Source organism: Candidatus Paceibacterota bacterium, assembly GCA_028714635.1.
Classification (GTDB): domain Bacteria; phylum Patescibacteriota; class Minisyncoccia; order Phycocordibacterales; family JAQTLZ01; genus JAQTLZ01.
Window position 1 is genome coordinate 1 of sequence record JAQTLZ010000006.1, and the last position, 17,757, is coordinate 17,757.

General features: G+C 43.0%; 19 protein-coding genes and 1 tRNA gene. 1 reads left to right on the forward strand and 19 read right to left on the reverse strand.

Annotated elements, in window-relative coordinates; all coding sequences use genetic code 11:
* The 19 genes from PHS53_04135 to PHS53_04225 form a co-directional block, all read right to left on the reverse strand.
* Positions 1-680 (reverse strand): methyltransferase (locus PHS53_04135; protein MDD5357308.1); only part of this gene is annotated, 680 nt, incomplete at its 3' end.
* Positions 677-1,057 carry an AraC family ligand binding domain-containing protein gene (locus PHS53_04140; GenBank protein MDD5357309.1) on the reverse strand — a complete coding sequence of 127 codons (381 nt, stop codon included), beginning with the start codon at positions 1,055-1,057 and terminating at the stop codon, positions 677-679. The genes PHS53_04135 and PHS53_04140, both read right to left, overlap by 4 nt.
* A 16-nt stretch (positions 1,058-1,073) precedes the next feature.
* Positions 1,074-1,144, reverse strand: a tRNA-Trp gene (locus tag PHS53_04145).
* Between the two features lie 58 nt (positions 1,145-1,202).
* Positions 1,203-1,361, reverse strand: a complete 159-nt coding sequence (gene rpmG, locus PHS53_04150) for a 50S ribosomal protein L33 (GenBank protein MDD5357310.1) — start codon at positions 1,359-1,361, stop codon at positions 1,203-1,205.
* 51 nt (positions 1,362-1,412) lie between these two features.
* Complete coding sequence (gene lysS / locus PHS53_04155) at positions 1,413-2,882, reverse strand: lysine--tRNA ligase (GenBank protein ID MDD5357311.1); 1,470 nt, start codon at positions 2,880-2,882, stop codon at positions 1,413-1,415.
* A 24-nt stretch (positions 2,883-2,906) separates the two neighbouring features.
* Positions 2,907-3,374: a transcription elongation factor GreA gene (gene greA, locus PHS53_04160; protein MDD5357312.1), complete on the reverse strand. Its 468-nt coding sequence runs from the start codon at positions 3,372-3,374 to the stop codon at positions 2,907-2,909.
* A 72-nt stretch (positions 3,375-3,446) separates the two neighbouring features.
* Entirely contained in the window at positions 3,447-5,156 is a 1,710-nt protein-coding gene (locus PHS53_04165) for a penicillin-binding transpeptidase domain-containing protein (GenBank protein ID MDD5357313.1), read from the reverse strand.
* Positions 5,157-5,452: 296 nt separating this feature from the next.
* The gene (locus PHS53_04170) at positions 5,453-6,283 is read right to left on the reverse strand and encodes a rod shape-determining protein MreC (protein MDD5357314.1); all 831 of its coding nucleotides are present in this window, start codon (positions 6,281-6,283) and stop codon (positions 5,453-5,455) included.
* Complete coding sequence (locus PHS53_04175; GenBank protein MDD5357315.1) at positions 6,283-7,344, reverse strand: rod shape-determining protein; 1,062 nt, start codon at positions 7,342-7,344, stop codon at positions 6,283-6,285. Before PHS53_04175 ends, PHS53_04170 begins: the two co-directional genes overlap by 1 nt.
* Positions 7,345-7,449: 105 nt before the next feature.
* Positions 7,450-8,700: a His/Gly/Thr/Pro-type tRNA ligase C-terminal domain-containing protein gene (locus PHS53_04180; GenBank protein ID MDD5357316.1), complete on the reverse strand. Its 1,251-nt coding sequence runs from the start codon at positions 8,698-8,700 to the stop codon at positions 7,450-7,452.
* Positions 8,701-8,775: 75 nt separating this feature from the next.
* On the reverse strand, positions 8,776-9,513 hold the full coding sequence (locus tag PHS53_04185) for a hypothetical protein (GenBank protein ID MDD5357317.1): 738 nt from the start codon (positions 9,511-9,513) through the stop codon (positions 8,776-8,778).
* Positions 9,514-9,564: 51 nt separating this feature from the next.
* The gene (gene rseP, locus PHS53_04190) at positions 9,565-10,656 is read right to left on the reverse strand and encodes an RIP metalloprotease RseP (protein MDD5357318.1); all 1,092 of its coding nucleotides are present in this window, start codon (positions 10,654-10,656) and stop codon (positions 9,565-9,567) included.
* A gap of 12 nt (positions 10,657-10,668) precedes the next feature.
* Positions 10,669-11,220, reverse strand: coding sequence for a ribosome recycling factor (gene frr, locus PHS53_04195; protein ID MDD5357319.1), 552 nt, complete (start codon positions 11,218-11,220; stop codon positions 10,669-10,671).
* Positions 11,221-11,339: 119 nt separating this feature from the next.
* Positions 11,340-12,356: a hypothetical protein gene (locus tag PHS53_04200; protein ID MDD5357320.1), complete on the reverse strand. Its 1,017-nt coding sequence runs from the start codon at positions 12,354-12,356 to the stop codon at positions 11,340-11,342.
* Positions 12,357-12,360: 4 nt separating this feature from the next.
* Positions 12,361-12,534, reverse strand: a complete 174-nt coding sequence (locus tag PHS53_04205) for a hypothetical protein (protein ID MDD5357321.1) — start codon at positions 12,532-12,534, stop codon at positions 12,361-12,363.
* 103 nt (positions 12,535-12,637) lie between these two features.
* On the reverse strand, positions 12,638-12,853 hold the full coding sequence (locus PHS53_04210) for a DUF378 domain-containing protein (protein MDD5357322.1): 216 nt from the start codon (positions 12,851-12,853) through the stop codon (positions 12,638-12,640).
* A 106-nt stretch (positions 12,854-12,959) separates the two neighbouring features.
* Positions 12,960-14,318 carry a phosphomannomutase/phosphoglucomutase gene (locus PHS53_04215; protein MDD5357323.1) on the reverse strand — a complete coding sequence of 453 codons (1,359 nt, stop codon included), beginning with the start codon at positions 14,316-14,318 and terminating at the stop codon, positions 12,960-12,962.
* A gap of 7 nt (positions 14,319-14,325) precedes the next feature.
* A complete protein-coding gene (locus PHS53_04220) occupies positions 14,326-15,015 on the reverse strand; it encodes a hypothetical protein (GenBank protein ID MDD5357324.1) in 690 nt (229 codons plus the stop codon).
* 4 nt (positions 15,016-15,019) lie between these two features.
* A complete protein-coding gene (locus PHS53_04225; GenBank protein ID MDD5357325.1) occupies positions 15,020-16,030 on the reverse strand; it encodes a rod shape-determining protein in 1,011 nt (336 codons plus the stop codon).
* A gap of 146 nt (positions 16,031-16,176) precedes the next feature.
* Between PHS53_04225 and PHS53_04230 the strand changes: the two genes are divergently transcribed.
* A complete protein-coding gene (locus tag PHS53_04230; protein ID MDD5357326.1) occupies positions 16,177-17,712 on the forward strand; it encodes a UDP-N-acetylglucosamine 1-carboxyvinyltransferase in 1,536 nt (511 codons plus the stop codon).
* The last annotated feature ends 45 nt before the right edge of the window (positions 17,713-17,757 follow it).

Here is a 17,757-nt window from a genome sequence, read left to right on the forward strand (position 1 = left end):
AAAGAAAATGCTCTTCCTTTTACAAAATGAAGTTCAATAATCCCTCGTTTCGCCAAATTTCGAGCGTGCTCCAAAACCTTTTTATTTGGCTTACCCTCGGAAAGTGGAAAAAACTCCACTCGTTTTTTTGCGAGCGTTTTAATAGATGAATAATTTGAGCGAAGTGCTTTGTAGGCCAGTTTTGTATTTGACCAATGAGGAAGGAGTAAGAATAACTTCCCCTTGGGCTTTAGATATTTCTTTGATTCAACTATCGACTTAATGACAAGCTTAGAGCCATCCGGCCCACCATTGGTTGCGATAGTCATTCCCTTGCTCATTCCCCATGTCTCTCCCTTAGGATACGCAATAGCGGGAGGATGAATGAGCATTGCATCAAATTTTTTACCTTTGAAGGGTTTTAAAAAATCTCCTCGAATAAAATCTACTTTCACTTTATTTATTTCCGCATTTTGCTTCGCAACCGAAATCGCTTCCGGATTTATGTCAGAAGCAATAACTTTGGAACCTTTCACAAATTTACCCACCGCAATAGCTACAACACCCGAGCCAGTGCCAACCTCCAAGACTTCCTGCCTTGGTTTTATTATCTTTATTACCGCCTGTGCAAAAAAGAGACTTGCAGGTTTTGGTGGATATACTTCCTTGTTAGATACAATCTTTAGTCCTTTCCAGATCATTTCTTTATAATTTTCAGCCGCTCTGGATCTTTCAATGATTTTGAATCAACGCTTATTGCTATCATCACACAACCTCTAGAATCGGCGCCAACTTGATGCGTCATGTTTTCGGGAACATGAAAAACATCACCCGGGTTTATAAGCGAATGTACTTCTGTTTTGCCTTCACCACATTTCATATACCCACCTCCCTCCAAAACAATAATGATATGAGGAGAAGGGTGTGAATGAACGGGGTATTCAATATTGGCAGGAACCCAAATTTTATGAGAACTAAGTCTTCCTTCTATACCAGGAGTAATGAGCTCTGTCGCCTTAATTTCAGGTGTTAAGTTGACTCTTGGTTTTACGCGAAAGTGGTTAATTGGCTTTCCCATATATGTTTAAAATTTGCGGGCCCACGAAGATTCGAACTTCGGTCTTTCCTTTTGGAGAGGAAAATTCTACCACTGAACTATGGGCCCAGTGGCTAGCATAATAGCATGATTTTTCTTATAAAAAAGAGCCCTCGTGGGCTCTTTTTTACTTCTTGCCTTCCTTATGGATGGTCTTTTTCTTGCACCACTTGCAGAACTTCTTGAGCTCGATTTTTCGCTCAACAGATTTCTTGTTTTTTGTGGACCAGTAGTTTACGCGCTTGCAGTTCTGGCAGATGAGTTTTATGAGTTTATCCTGTGACATATAAATATTTGTTTAGGAAACCACTATAGATGAAATCGAGAAAAAAAGCAATTATTCCTTAGCTCCATCCTTTGGCCTCATTAATGGAAAAATCTGGACTTCTCGGATTGGTTTATCTGCCAAAATCGCAAAAAGCGACTCGCCAAAGCCGAAACCGCAGGTCGGGGGCATACCATGTTCGAGCATTTCTACGAATTCCCAGTCAGCCATCATTGCTTCTTTATCTCCTGATTTCAGAAGTTCTTGCTGGGTCTCAAATCGCTTTCGTTGTTCAACTGGATCATTCAATTCTGAAAAGCCGTTGCCCACTTCCGTTCCTGCGAGAATAATCTGGAAACGCTCAGTTAATTCAGGATTTTCCGGTTTTGATTTCGCAAGCGGAGAGACGATCTTTGGATGATTTACGAGAAAGACGGGGCCGGCAATTTTCTTTCGGCAATATTTCCAAAGGGTATCAATCATTCGCTCCCGAGTCGTGCCGTCGTAGGTGATTTTGAGCTCCTTCAACTTCTTCTCGATTTCTTTATCACTCGAATCCAAAACATCAATTCCCGTCTCTTTTTTCACAGTATCCCGATAATCCATCCTTTTCCACTCGCCGGAGAAATCAAATTCGACTCCACGAGAAGTAAATTTGGTCGTACCGAAGACTTCTTTTGCAATCGTCTGGTAAAGCTTTTCAACAAGCTTCATTCCATCTTCATAGTTTGCGTAAGCGAGATAAAATTCAAGATTCGTAAATTCCTGGACATGATTCACATCAGTACCTTCATTACGATATGCACGCCCGATTTCAAACGTTTTCGGGTAGCCAGCCGCCATGAGACGCTTCTGCCAAAGCTCGCCAATTGAGATACGCATAAACACATCCAAATCAAAATCTTCGTGATGGGTTTTAAAAGGAGTTGCTTCCGCCCCGCCAGTCGTCACTTCAAGAGTTGGCGTTTCAACTTCCATAAAGCCTTCTTTTTTCATGAAAGAACGGGTAACGTCCCAGAATTTGGTTTTTTTTACGAAAAGCTCGCGAATTTCCGGATCCATAAGAATATCGAGATAGCGCTTGCGGAATCGCTCTTCCACGTCAGTAAGTCCGTGCCACTTTTCCGGAAGCGGAAGGAGAGATTTTGTGAGCATCTTCCAACTCTTGACCTGAAGTGTTTTCTCTCCGCGTTTGGTCACGAAAAGCGTCCCATGAACTTCCAAAAAGTCTCCGATATCTACAGTGTCTTGAAAAAGTTTGAAAAAATTCCCAGACATTTCGTCGGATTTGAGAAGGATTTGGAGCTTACCTGTCCCATCAAAAATATCAGAAAAAATAAGCGCTCCCTGGCCTCGAAGCGACATCACCCGTCCAACCAAAGAAAATTCTTTGCCAGATGCAGAAAGCTTGTCAAAATGAGTTACAACGTCACCGAGAGATTCATCGCGTTTTGCATCTGCTGGGTACGCCTCGACGCCAGCATCTTTCAGAGCTTTGAGTTTTGCGAGCCGCGTGTTTTTTAGTTCATCGAGAGAAGCCATAGGAAAAAATAACCCTCTCTTATTCTACTCGATTCCGACGATTTTGTAGTGTATAACTCCGCCCGGAGCTTTGTAGTTAAACTCATCCCCCTTTCGTTTGCCATGAATAGCCTCACCGAGAGGAGATTGGAGAGAAATTTTGTTATTAGCAATATCTACTTCTTCTGAACCGACAATTTTGTATGTTTTCGTCTTTGAATCCCCTTTTTTCTGGACAGACACAGTTGAGCCGATATCAGCCTTTTCGGTGTGGTGAAGCTCAACAATTTCTGCTGAAATGAGAATTGCTTCGATTTGCTTGATGCGATCTTCTACTTCCGCCTGATCTCCTCGAGCCTCCTGATATTCCGCATTTTCGGAAAGATCTCCGAGAGATTTTGCGTACTCTAATGCCTCCGCGACCTCTTTTCGCTTTACTGTTTTCAGGTGATCAAGTTCTTTCGTCAACTCGTCAAATTTCTCTTGCGTCAAATACTGCTTTTTGTCAGCCATAGGTCTAGTTTTAATTTCTAAAAGTGGCTTCAATCATACCCGAAAAATGGCTTTTGGTCAACGAAACACGCATTATTTAAAATACTCGGGCGTATTAAGTGTCATCCAATCCAAGACTTGCCTCATTACATATAAAGCTCCTGTGGTATTTGCACTTGGTCCCCTTTCCATAAGAATAGCGAAAGCATACTTAGGATGCTCATACGGAAAGAAACCAGTGACCCACGAATTCACGAATTGCTTTTTGGTGCCAAGCTCTGCCGTACCGGTCTTTGCCGCCACCTTCACAGCAGGAATATTCAGACCGCCAGCAATGCCTGTCACCACGCCGTCTCTCATCCCTTCGCGTACAATATTGAAATTCTCCTCAGCGATCGCTACGTTTTCTGTAAAAGAAACATTGCTTGTATCTCCCTTTATAAGCGTCGGAAAAAGAAGATGCCCACCATTGGCAATTCCTGAAACAGCACGGACAGCTTGAAGCGGAGTCACCTGAAATCCATACTGGCCGATCGCAGTGTGATAGGTGTCTCCTATTCTCCAAGGATCTCCCGCAAAATTCTCCGCTTTCCACTCAGGAGTAGGAATAGTTCCTTTTTTCCCGGCAAAAAATCCTTGACCAGCCACGCTCCCGAAACCAAACAGCCGGACATATTTATCAATATTGGCGATTCCTAAACCTTTCTGATCTTGATATCCGCCTCCCACTTCATAAAAATAAACGTCGGAAGAGACGGCGAGAGCTCTTTTCATATCAACTAAGCCGTGTGCTTTCCAATCCTTGAATATTGACACTTCTTTTGGATTGTACGCGTTCGGCAAAGAGATCGAACCGGTGCTCAAGATCTGTTTATTGGGAGAGATGATTTTTTCTGTGAGAGCACCGATGGCGACAAAAGGTTTCATAATCGAACCAGGAGTATAAAGCCCCGAAACGACTCGATCCAAAAAAGCATTGCTTGGATCAGTCAGATATTTTTGAATCGCCTTCGTGTCTTTTCCCTCGGAAAGAATCTGCGGGCTGTATTCAGGGAAACTCGTGAGGGCGAGAATTTCGCCGTTTTCGACATTCATAATAACCCCTGCTCCGCCCTGAAAATTTACTTTGTGCGCAAGCGAAGAGATACCACTATGAAGCTCTGCTTGGAGACCGGCATCAATGCTTAAAGTGACATCCTCTCCGTCTTTCGGAGGACGAACGACGCTTTGAGATTGGATTGCACCCTTTGCATTCACTTCTACGATCCTCAGACCATTTTCGCCAGCCAGTGCGTCGTTGTAGTATTTCTCAACACCGTCGTGGCCCTCGTAGACATCTTTGTAATAAAATCCGGAATCGTCTTTTGTAGGAAATTTTACATACCCGAGCACATGAGCAAACCCCGGCATTTCGATATATTTCCTACCCAAAAATTCATCTGTGTCGGAAAGAGAGGTGTTCCACGCAAGTTCTTTCCCATTTCTATCGAGGATAAGTCCGCGCTTCGCAAAAATGACGGTATTGCTTAAGCGATTGTTCTGGCTTTGATCGTAGTACGCCAAACCATTTTTAATCTGTAGATTCCATGCTTTATAGATAAAAACCATAAAAACAAGGAAAAAGAAAAGTCCGACAACAGAAAGTGTTTTTGTGGAGATGGGTTTTTCAATCCGGCCTTCAAATTGATTAGTATTAAAAGCGGGGAGATTCGAGGAATCGAGAAAAATTTCGTCAGGATCGATATCCCGCACCTCCCGAATTCTTCCGCGCAAACCCATGAGTTTCTTCCAATCGAATACCATAGCCGTTAGTATACGATAAAAGAAACCTTTTCAAAATTTTGGAAATGATAGTTTTGTTTTTGCGAAGCGAAAAAGAAAGAAAAGGACGAGGCAAACAAGCGTAAAAATATAGCTAAATCCAAAAAATCGCAAAGAGTGGGAAGACTCCAGAAAATCAAGGAAAAGACCCGCGAAAATCATTTCATAAAAATGCTCGAAATAAAAAGCGAGAATCAAAGCAAAAGGCAGGCTCACCCACCATGGAAAGACGATGAGAGCAAAAAGGAGGGCAATATCTGAAACTATTCTTTTTACAATCATAGAGGAGATTTAATAAGGGAAGAATTTTTCTCTACAGAAACATACTGAAGTTCAAACAAGTTCACAGGAACTCTGACCATGCCTTTTATAAAAGAATCGGTTGCGGCAGGAGTTATAGCACCCAAGACGCCGATAAGGTCATGATTTTTGCCCGAGATATATACGGAATCATCTTCTAAAACATCGGCGCCCCTTGGAATTTTTGCTTCAAAATTCCCGCCCCCAAGCCCAAGGAGCTCCACAGGAATAGCTTTCGGACCAACAAAAGCTTCCGTCTTTTCTCCCGAGGATGAGAAAAGCTTTATTTTGGAAGTTCTGCTGTATACCTCTCCTACCCGACCGACCAAAATATTTTCGCCAGCATACACAAGGTTTCCAACTTCAAATTTTTGATTCGCTCCTCCACCAACAAGAAGAGTGTCGTATGGAAATCTTGGGGGTTTCAAGATGATGGATGCAAGCGCAAGAGCTTTCCCTTCAGGCACCATTTGAAGAGCATCTTGTAAACTTTGGTTTTCATCTTCCTTCAGTTTTAATTGCGCCTCAACTCCATCTAGACGCGCAAGCTCACTGCGAAGCGAGTTATTTTCTTCAATAAGATAACTTTTAAAATAAAAGACGGAGAAAAAATCGCTCGAAGTTTTGAGCACTCCATTTTTAAACACAAGAACGGGACGAGTGACTGACGCAAAGATGCGCGGGAGAAAGGAAGGTGCAAGGAATTGAAAAAGGACAAGAAAAAAAAGAAAAACGGGAAGAATTATCCAGAGGCTTTTCTTTCGGCCCCGATTTTTATCTTGCTTCTGAAATATGAAATCTTTGACCATTATCTCTTTGGGGGCAATTCGTCTTCATTTTGAATGAGAAGTTCGCGATATTTTTCCAAGTCTTCCAGAATAACGCCAGTTCCCCGGGCCACCGCAGTCAGAGGGTCTTCGTCCACGTGAATTGGAATCTTGAGCTGTTCTGACAAAAGAGATGAAAGACCTTTGAGAAGCGCTCCACCCCCGACAAGATAGACTCCCCGGTGCATCACATCAGAAAGAATTTCCGGCGGTGTAGTCTCCAAAACTTCTTTCACAGATTCCATAAGATGTTCGATCGAAGGAGCAAGTGCAGCGCGTAAATCTTCATCGGTAATAATAACTTCCCGCGGAAGTCCGGTTACAAGGTCTCTTCCTCGTACAGCGGCCTCCATCGGAGTGCCGTTTGGCAGGGCTGAACCGATCGTGATCTTTATATTTTCAGCAGTTTTTTCTCCAATGAGAATTTTAAATTGGCTCCTTATATAGGAAATGATGTCAGCGTTGAATTTATCTCCCGCAATTTTTAGATTTTTCCCGCGAACAATTCCGCCCAAAGAGATAACTGCGATATCAGACGTACCTCCACCAATGTCCACCACCATGCTTCCGATCGGATCATTGACCGGCAATCGAATACCTATCGCTCCCGCCATCGGCTGTTCTATAATATGTACTTCGCGCGCTCCGGCATTTCTTGTAGCGTCTCGTACTGCGCGTGTTTCGACATTTGTAATTCCATACGGAATTCCAACCACCACCCGGGGACCTAGCATTTTTTTATTATCTTTTTCCGCAAGTCGAACGAGATGACTGATCATTTCTTCGGTCACTTCGAAATCAGAAATTACTCCATCGACAATTGGCTTGACTGCGATAATGTGCGCTGGAGTTCTTCCAAGCATTTGTTTTGCTTGAGTCCCCACAGCCACCACTCTTCCCGTCTTTTGGTTTACCGCGACAACAGAAGGTTCATTGATGACAATTCCGCGACCGCGAACATATACGAGCGTGTTTGCAGTACCCAAATCAATACCAATGTCGTTTGAGAAATATCGTTTAATTTTTTTGATGAGGTCTTTCATTGATTAGTTCTGAAAACACTTCCCTAAAATCAAGGGAATAGTGAACTCAATACTACTCGTCCCATAGGGAAAAGTCCATAGTTTTAAGCCTTAAAACAGGCCCTTTTATTTGAAGATTTTTAGGAGGACATCTTCTTTCACAAGTTCGGTTTGCCCAGTTGCACGATCTTTAATTTCATACCCGTCTGCTTCCAAAGTTTTTGCGCTTACAACTATCCGCACTGGAATTCCAATAAGATCAGAATCAGCAAATTTTTCGCCGGGACGAAGCTCGCGGTCATCATACAAAACTTCAACACCTTTCGCGGTCAATTTTTTGTAAAGTTCATCAGCAGATTTTTTGACTTTTGCGTCCTCTCCAGCGAGCGAAATAAGATGTGCATCGAATGGCGCAACCTCTTTCGGCCAGACAATTCCTTTTTCGTCTGCAAAAACTTCCACGATTACCCCCATGAGCCGTCCGAGACCGATTCCATAGCTTCCCATAACCACGCTTTTCTTTTCTCCTTTTTCGTCCAAAAACTGGAGTCCGAGCGCATCAGAAAATCGTGTGCCGAGCGGGAAAATATTTCCAACCTCAACAGCCTTCTCTTCCCGAAGTTTTGTGTTACCGCATTTCGGGCAAGCATTTTTGAAATCCGCGATAACTTCCTTATTCACCGCCTCTTTACAATTGTCGCAGATATAAATTAAATCTTCTCCCGCAGAAGTAAGCGTTTGGAATTCGTGAGAATATTTACTAAAAATTCCGCCTGAAGCCATTGTGAGATAAGTCACATCACCCAAACCGACACCGGCAAAAACTTTTTTGTAAGCTTCTTTCGATCCCTCATAAAATGCTTCGTGTTCTTTTTCGTCTCGTGAAAAAGAGTAGAGATCTTTCATCATAAACTCGCGACAACGCATAATCCCGCTTTTTGCCCGAGCTTCGTTTCGGAATTTTGTCTGAATCTGGTAGACATATTTCGGCAAATCGTTATATGAGCGCACTTCTTCCGCCATAATTGCGGTCAGCATTTCTTCGTGAGTAAGGGCAATTCCCACCTCTGTGCCATTTTTCAGTTTCGTCTTAAACCAATTATCTATCTTTTCATCACTCCAACGTCCCGTCTTCTCCCAGAGTTCTTTGTTCTGCAGGGTCGTCATAAAAATTTCTTGTCCGCCGATAGCATTCATTTCTTTTCGTATGATTCCCGCGATTTTATTGAGTACTCGAAGTCCAAGCGGCAAATAAGAATACACTCCCGCCATTTCTTTATGAATATAGCCAGCACGAATTAAAAGAGTGGCATTTTTTGCTACTTCATCTTTGGGAGCTTCCTTCCTAGTTTTAGTAAATAGTTGTGACTGCAACATGAAGATAATTCTATACGAAATAGAAACAAAAAGAAAATGCCGGCCCCACGGAAAGGCTGGCATACCCAAGATGAACTATTCTGACTTCATCAAATCTTCGACGGATGAAGAGCCGATGATCTTGGGGTAAATCATATTGACGAAAGTAGCAAGCTCGCCACTAACAACCTCGTGCAGGGCGGCATCTTGCACCTCACGAGAATCGAAATTTTGCCGGTATGTTTTCTCGGCTGTACTAAGCTTGCGGGCAAGGTCATTAATGAACGTGTGGAGTACTACCGTACGCAACTTGTCCGCAGCGGCAAATGTCCCGTCCCGCTCTCTCTTCTGTGCCACAAAAACACGAGCAGGAAGCAGAACCTCCGCTCTAAAGCCAGCTTGACTGGAGATGTGTTCGATACTCTGCAAACCTTGCATCATGACCTCAAAAGAAGATGGTCCTGAATAGGTTTCCAAATCCGACACAGCCCGATGAAGCCGACCAAAGAGTGGGGCGACTTCAGCGAAAACGTCAGCGCGCTCATCACACGCGTCTTGAGCGATCTCCAGAAGCATCCTCCTCGCCTCTCTATTGAGAGAGCGTGCTTCAGAGGTTTGAAGTAAGAGAGCACTCGACGCCTCAATGATCTTGATCCTTCGCCTCAAATGCTCAAACCGAAGATTAACTATATCCTCGACGTTCTTCCTCCACGCCACCTTGCACTCCTCAAGGAAGCGCTCCCTCGGCCCCGCCAGAGGCACCTTAACAGTCGCCATGCCCTTTTCTCCCTTCTTTCCCAAGTATGCCGAAAACAAAAAGCGCGATGAAAACATCGAGCCACCGCTTATTTTTTTACATTATTTTTGAATAAAAGTCAATCAGCGTTAGAGAATCTTCACAATGTCGTGAAGCGTAACGACGACCATAAGCACAATGAGAATTGCGAATCCGATACTATTTATCATATTTGCAACTTTTGGCTTTATCGGAGAGCGTTTAATTGATTCAATAAGGACAAAAAGAAGTCTTCCGCCATCAAGCGCGGGAAATGGAATGAGATTTATGACAGCAAGATTAAGCGAAATGAAAGCCGCAAAGGAGAGGAGATATACAAAACCCAATTTCTCGGCGCTCCCCACAAGAGAAATGATTCCCACAGGCCCCGTCACTTCCGAAAAGTGCGCATTGAGTGTAACCGCGCTCCAAACAAATCTGGCAAGCCCAATTGCAACGGCTTTTATGACATACCCCGTAAGCTTTGCTCCTTCATACAAAGCAGAGAAAAAAGGAAGTTTGAGCGTTCCAATCATATCCATAGAAATACCTATGACGCCTTTATTTAAAGCGGAATCGGTTCTCGGAGTTACGGAAAGCAAACCAGTTTCATTGCCACGCTCGTACTGCACTTTTATGGAATCGCCCCCGTGGCTTCCAATAAAATTCTGTACGTCTTCAGGAGTAAGGTTATCAATTCTTTGCGAAGACGCTTCAAGAGCCACGATTTTATCTCCCACCTGGAGTCCCGCTTTCTCGGCGGGAAAATCTTTCACAACTTCGGTTATCACTATTTGCGGATTCGAAATGGCCCCGTTCGCCGTATCTCCAACAGACGAAGGAAATCCTGTCATAAAACCAATTGAGATAAGGAACCACGCAAAAAGAATGTTGAAAGAAATACCAGCGATAAGGACAAGGGCTTGGATTGGCCGAGGTTTGTAGGAAAAATTTTTCTTTTTTTCTTCTTCCGTAACAGCCACTTCTTCCGGATTTTCACCGAAAATTTTTACAAAACCACCGAAAGGTATCCAATTTAAGGAATACAAAGTTCCCCGCCACATTTTACCAATAATACGCGGAGGAAAACCAAGCCCGAATTCCTTCACTTCGATCCCCGACCACTTGGCGACAAGAAAATGCCCGAGCTCATGCACGACGACGAGTACAATGAGGATTATAAAAAAAATAAGTACGCTCAAGACAATTAGGTGTTAGGACAAAATTTCTTTTTCTTTCTTCGAGATTATTTCATCAAGCTTTTTGTGAACTTCATCGACAATCTTTTCCATTTCTTTTTTGAGGCGGAATTTTTCATCTTCTCCCATTCCCCCTTCTTTTTCTTTCTTTTGGATGAGGTTCCACTCCTTATCGCGCTCCATTCGTATTGTCTTTTTTGCTTCTTCGAGCTTTTCTTTCGCTAACTTCACAAGAGATGCTCTTCGTTCAGAAGAAAGTTCTGGAAAGATCACCCGCACCCCTTTATCATCAAGCACCACAGAAAGTCCGAGATTCGCTACTGTTATCGCTTTCTCAATGTGTTTTGCCTGCGTCATATCCCACGGAGTGACACGAAGCGTTTTTGGATCCTCTGTCCCAATTGAACCAACTTGAGACAGGGGAACCCTCGAACCGAAACTTTCTACGGAAATACCGTCGAGAAGGTTAGGCGTAGCCCGGCCAGTCCGAATCTGTGCGCATTCTTTTTGAAGCCAAGCGGAGACGTCATTGGTCTTGTTTTTAAAAGATTTGAAATCGTAAGGCATAGAATTAGGGTTTAGGGTACAGGGTTAAGGGTAAAGAAATACATATTTATAATAGCAATCAAAATGAAAAAAACAAAATTCTTTTACTCAACCCTATACCCTTCACCCTCTACCCTAGTTTAGTTTGTATTTACAAAAGAAAGCGGAATATCCGTCATCCACTCGATAAAGAGAAAGGCAACATAAATAACAACAAGTTTAATAACATAAATGGCGAGGAGATAGGAAAGACTTAAAGGAATATTGGGAAGCAAAGTGGCAAGAGTGAGCGAGGTCCAAGAAGAAAAGGAGATTACGCCGGAAATTCCAGAAATAATTCCCCACTTTTTTTCGAGAGGCTTCACTCTTCGCTCTGACACGCCGGAGATGATAACTTCCGTAAGTGGCCCCGTGAAAAGCATTCCATTTATAATAATGACGGCCGTTACAATCTGTACAAAATAGAAGACCGGCGAGAGTGCAATTTGCGCGCCACTTACCCAATCGGTAAAAAAATGAATACCGAGACCAATCCAGATGAATTTATTCAGCGTCGTAAAATAAGGAAAAACGGCGCGCTTTGCCCGAAGCGAACTTCTTGTGAAAAAGAAAAGAAAATCCACGATCATAACGGTACCGATTGTGAAAATAAGGGGAAAACCGTGTTTTATGAAAAACAAATGGTCGTTCGTGAAATTGGCAACGCCCGTTGGAAAACTAATGAGAATAAAAACGAGGATAAAGCTTATGAGATAAAAAGTTCTCACAAGATGCGGAAATTTTTTCTTCCAGAAAGAGGAGAAAATAATGAATGAAAGAGAGAAGAAAATAAAGATAAGCCACAAGACCGGCACGCTCCGCTCTACATATTGGCTCATATGCGAAAGGTCTGAGAAAAGATTAAAGGTGTGCCGAGATGCAAAACCGCTTCTGCTGAAAATTCGCAGAAGCCAGACTAAAGTCGAAATCACAAATCCAAGAACAAACGGAATAAAAAGCTTATTACTAATGTCGTTGAAAATCTTTTTCTTCCCTTCTTCTTTCGTAGTTTCGGCATTCACAGAAAAGAAAATGCCCCAAAGACACGCAGCCCCGCAGAGAGCAAGACCGAGTTGCTCGAAGAAAACGACAAGTGCTGTAAGTTCGCTTGGAAGCATATGTTTATCGATCTACAAAGAAAAGGACTACTCCCATTCCATAAAGAATTCTAGCCAATGTCCAAAATGTTTCGCTTCCCCCGGCAAGATACGGAAGACTTATAAGAAGCGATACCCCAGCCAAAAGAAGGAGTATTTCGCTCGGTTTTATATGAAAATCTGTAATGATCTCTGCCATAGGTCAATCATTCTATCATAAAAGAGATATTTTCGAAATGCACAACTAAGGAAAACCCCGGCTGAATCCGGGGGATTTTCCTTATTCGAACGAAAAAACCAGATTACATCTGGCTCATTCCTTTATCACAGTTCTTGCAGAGACTCTTGTGATTCACGATCTCTAGAACTGCAGAAATACCTACGAGAATGTAGACAATTCTAGCAATCGAACCACCGAGAATTTGCATGACATAATCAGTCCCAAGGAGACCGATAATAAGCCAATTCAAACCTCCGATGATGAGCAAGATAAATGAAATTTTGTGTAAACCTTTCATTTTTTGTAAAAATTAGGTTTTTAATAGTTCGACTTTTATGGCTTTATTATACCACCATAAGAAAACGAAAACTCAAGAGAAACAGCAAGATATCCACAATCACAAACTAAAGATCTTTGAGAAGTGCGAGAAGTTCAGAGCGTCTTTCTTCCACAATAACCTTATTTTTAGCCTCGATATTGATTCTAAGCAGTGGTTCGGTATTAGACATTCGAATATTGAACCGCCATTCTCCTTTTTTCTCAACGATCAAATTATCGAATTCTTCCACCTCTCCCTTGTTCGCATAGTTTTTTTGTATGAAAGAAAGAGCATTTTTTGCATCTTTAAGGGTCAGATTGATCTCTCCAGAGATCGGATATTTTGAAATGATCGGGATAATACATTCTTCCAAACTTTTTCCGTCTTGGGAAAGAAATTCAATCATAAGAAGAAAAGGGATAATTCCTGAATCAGCAAAAAAGAAATCCTTAAAATAAGTATGCCCGGTCAATTCTCCACAAAAAACAGCGTTTGACGCTCGCATCGCTTTTTTTATAAAGCTGTGACCAACCCGGCATCTTACGGGAATACCACCACACTCTTTTATTATATCGAGAAGCGCCCAGATACAGCGCGGTTCATACACAATCGTCGCTTTTGGGTTTTTACGCAACATCTCCTCTATAAGAAACACATTTGTATAATGAGCCTCGAGAAAGATTCCGTTTCCTGTAGCAAAAAATACCCTATCAGCATCAGCGTCCCACGTAACTCCAAAATCCGGTTTTTCTTTTTTTATTTTTTCAATGAATTCCGTACGGTTCTCCAGGAGAAATGGGTCAGGCCTGCCTTTCGGGAAATTGCCATCGGGTTCGCCGTTCAAAAAACTCCAAGTAATCGGCAAATCCCGACAAACAAGCTTCACGAGCTCTCCTTGAAAACCGAAGTTCGGATTTGCGACGACTTTAAACGGCTTTATTTTCTTTACATCAATAAACCCGAGAACGAATTTCCTAAAATCTTCGTGGACATCTTTCGTGCTTATCTTCCCTTTCTTTTTTGCCGAGGCTTTCTTCCCAAGAAGTTCTTTTGTCTTATCTTTTAGCTGTACGGTAATTTCTTCTCCGGCAATAGGTTCTGCTCCCTTCCGCACCATTTTCATTCCCGTGTACTCGCGAGGATTATGGGAAGCAGTAACAGAAATTCCCGCATCGTATTTGTAATATGCGGTCGCAAAATAAATTTCTTCAGTTGAAATAAGTCCGATATCCACAACATCTACTCCAGAATCTAGAAGCCCTTGGATGAGAGCTTTTTGCATAGATGGCCCGCTTATCCGGACATCTCTTCCAACAACAACTGTTTTCGGTTTTTCGATTTCCGCAAAAGCCTGTCCAATCGCATATACAATTTCCTCATTGAGCTCTGTCGGATAGATGCCTCGAATATCGTACGCTTTGAAAATTGAATCTTTTATTTCCATTAGCGTTTTATTTTACCACTGGCAGAATTAGTGCCAAGTGTTCAAGAATCATTTTGACCGATGGGGCTTGATCGCCGAGGTATGAGCGAAATTTGATTAATTCTTCAAACGCCTTCGCATCCTCTTTTGATTTTAGCGTTCCAACTTTTTCTTTTAAAACTGCTTCAACAGCGTTCAAAAATGAAATCGCGTCGGCTTTTGTTTTTTTCTCATCTGAAATTTCATCCGTCATCTTTTTCACTGAAGTAAGCCGTTTTGGCTTTGCGCTAGAGAGGAATTCTTTCGCATCTGCCTCCCACTTGTTCTCACCATTGGTATTTATGATAAAAAGCCGAGATTTGAGAGTTGACAAAAGCCCTTCAGTGCTCGAAATCACGAGAAAAAAGTGTGTGTCAAGGGTTGGTTCTTCGAGAACTTTCAGGAGTGCGTTTTGGGCCTCGCGGGTAATTTTATTCGCAAGGATGAGAAAAATCTTCTTATTTCCGATACCATACGCTTTTTTGCTTTGAATTTCCGCAATCTGCCGTGCATCGTCGATTGAAAGCGAATCAAACTCCCCGCGCCAGAAATCGGGATTTCCAATCGTCTTTACCTTCAATTGCCTCTCAAAAAATTCCAAAAGCTCGGAAGTTACTTCCTCCCGCTCACCTACAATGCAATAGGCGTGGTGAAGATTCTTAGGATTAATTTCTAACATCTACTTATTTTTTCGCTAAGATGCTCTTTTTGTAAGTTTCCAAATGCTCCAGTGCAATCCCCGTTCCCTTCGCCACACAATAGAGCGCGTCTTCTGCCACATGCGCTTTAACACCCGTGCGACGATACACAAGCTCGGCAATGTTACGAAGAAGCGAAGAGCCTCCCGTGAGAATGATTCCAGTGTCTATAATATCCGCGGCGAGCTCCGGTGGAGTCTCTTGAAGTACATCCTTCATGGCTTTCACCATGTCGCGAAGCTCGCGAGAAATCGCTTTCACGATCTCATTAGTCTTCATTTCTGCGGAACGCGGAAGGCCGGTCACAAAATCTCGCCCTTTTATCATCATGGTAAGCTCTTCATCGAGAGGTACCGCCGAGCCAATCTGAATTTTAATATCCTCCGCAGTCTTGTCCCCAATCGAAAGATTGAACGTTTTTTTAATATAATCAGCAATTGCAGAATCAATTCTATTGCCAGCACATTTCACAGATATCGAAGAAACAATTCCTCCCAAAGAGATAACAGCAACGTCAGTCGTTCCTCCTCCAATATCAACCACCATATGCCCGCGAGCTTCGTGAATGGGAATACCGGCGCCGATCGCAGCGAGAATTGGCTCCTTCACTACGTAGACATTTTTCGCTCCGGCTTTTATTGCGGCTTCAATGACAGCTCGGCGTTCAGTAGAAGTAACTCCAGCGGGAACAGAGACCATAACCTCGGGCTTAAAAACATTCCATTTGCCAAGCGCTTTCTTCATATAATAGCGGAGCATTGCCTCCGTTACTCTATAGTCTGCGATAACTCCGTCTTTCATAGGACGATATGCGGTAATGCTGTCAGGAGTTCTTCCAACCATATGCTTTGCTTCAAGACCGACAGCAAGAATGCGATTGTCTTCTGAAACGGCGACAACAGAGGGCTCGTTCAACACAACGCCTTTTCCAGGCACGAAAACAAGCGTATTTGCAGTACCCAAATCAATCCCAAGTTTTGGAGCGAAAAATCCCATGGGGCTTATAGTAAGCTTTTCAAGTAAATTTTACAAATTTACCCGCGCACTCGCCTTTACTTTTCGCGGCTTCTTTTTAAAAGTGAGTGCCTGGGCAAAGTTTTACACATTGTAAAATTATAGCGTATATGGTATGTTGAATAATCATGGCCATAACCAAAGAACCAGAGGGCGACCAAAAGCTCGTTCAGATAGGAAATCTCATCGCGAGGCTCCGTGATGACCGGGGAATCACCCAGTCAGAGCTTGGGAAAATGCTTGGTACGACACAAAGTGCTGTTGCTCGCATTGAAAATGGCGAACAAAATCTTTCTACAGAAACTCTTTCAAAAATAAGCCGAGCACTCAAGAAAGAAATCCTTAATCTTTCTACAGGCTCCTTGAATCTCCGTATTGAAGGAGGAAGAAAGCTTTCAGGCTCCATAGTAACCAAATCGTCAAAAAATTCAGCGATGGGACTTCTTTCTGCATCCCTTCTCAACAAAAATAAAACAATTCTCCGCAACATGCCAAAGATCGAAGAGGCGTACAGAATGATCGAAGTGCTTCAATCAATCGGCGTGGGAATTAAATGGGATGGCAACGATCTTGAAATAAAACCGCCCGCAAGATTTGATATCAAAAAACTCGACACCGAAGCCGGGATGAAAACCCGAAGCGTTATCATGCTCATCGGCCCCCTTGTTCACTTCTTCAAGAAATTCCGTCTCCCCCAACCAGGCGGATGCCGTCTTGGCTCTCGCACCGTCAAACCTCATTTTTATGCTCTCGAAAAGATGGGAGTGGAGATAGACACACACTCGACCTATTACGAGATCAAAACTGAGAAAGTAAAACCGGGAAATATCGTTTTATACGAAGCCGGAGATACCGTGACAGAAAATGCCATCATGGCAGCGAGCTTAATTCCCGGCAAGACAACAATAAAATTTGCTTCTGCCAACTATCAAGTCCAGGACGTTTGCTTCTTCCTCGAAGCGCTCGGAGTAAAGATCGACGGAATCGGCTCATCTACACTTGTTGTTCACGGCGTTGCATCTATAGACAAGCCGATCATCTATGCAGTGAGCGAAGATCCGATCGAATCAATGTTTCTTCTCTCCGCTGCAATTGTCACGAAATCAAAGATCCAAGTCATGCGATGTCCGATCGATTTTCTTGAGCTTGAACTTTTGAAACTGGAAAAAATGGGCTTTCGTTATAAAATTCTCCGCCGATACAAGGCCGAGAACGAGAGAACAAACCTTGCCGACATTGAGACATATCCATCCAAGTTGCGAGCGCTCGAAGATAAAATTCACGCCCAGCCGTATCCGGGAATTAATATGGACAATCTCCCCTTCTTCGCGGTTATCGCGACCCAAGCGGAAGGCCAGACATTTATACACGATTGGAGCTATGAAAAACGCGCAATTTATTACAAAGACCTCGACAAGCTTGGAGCTGACACCATTCTCGCCGATCCTCATCGCTGTTATATCAACGGCCCTACAAAACTAAAAGCAGCAGAGGTTATCTGCCCTCCAGCCCTTCGTCCAGCGGCAATTCTTCTCATTGGAATGCTCGCGGCCGAAGGCATATCAATACTCCGAAATGTATATAGCATCAATCGCGGTTATGAAGATCTCGCAAACCGGCTCAATAAGATTGGCGCTAACATCAGCATTCTTCAGAGCTTTTAACGGGTTGAAAAGGAAAGCTTTCTCTGGGATGATACATCCAAGGCG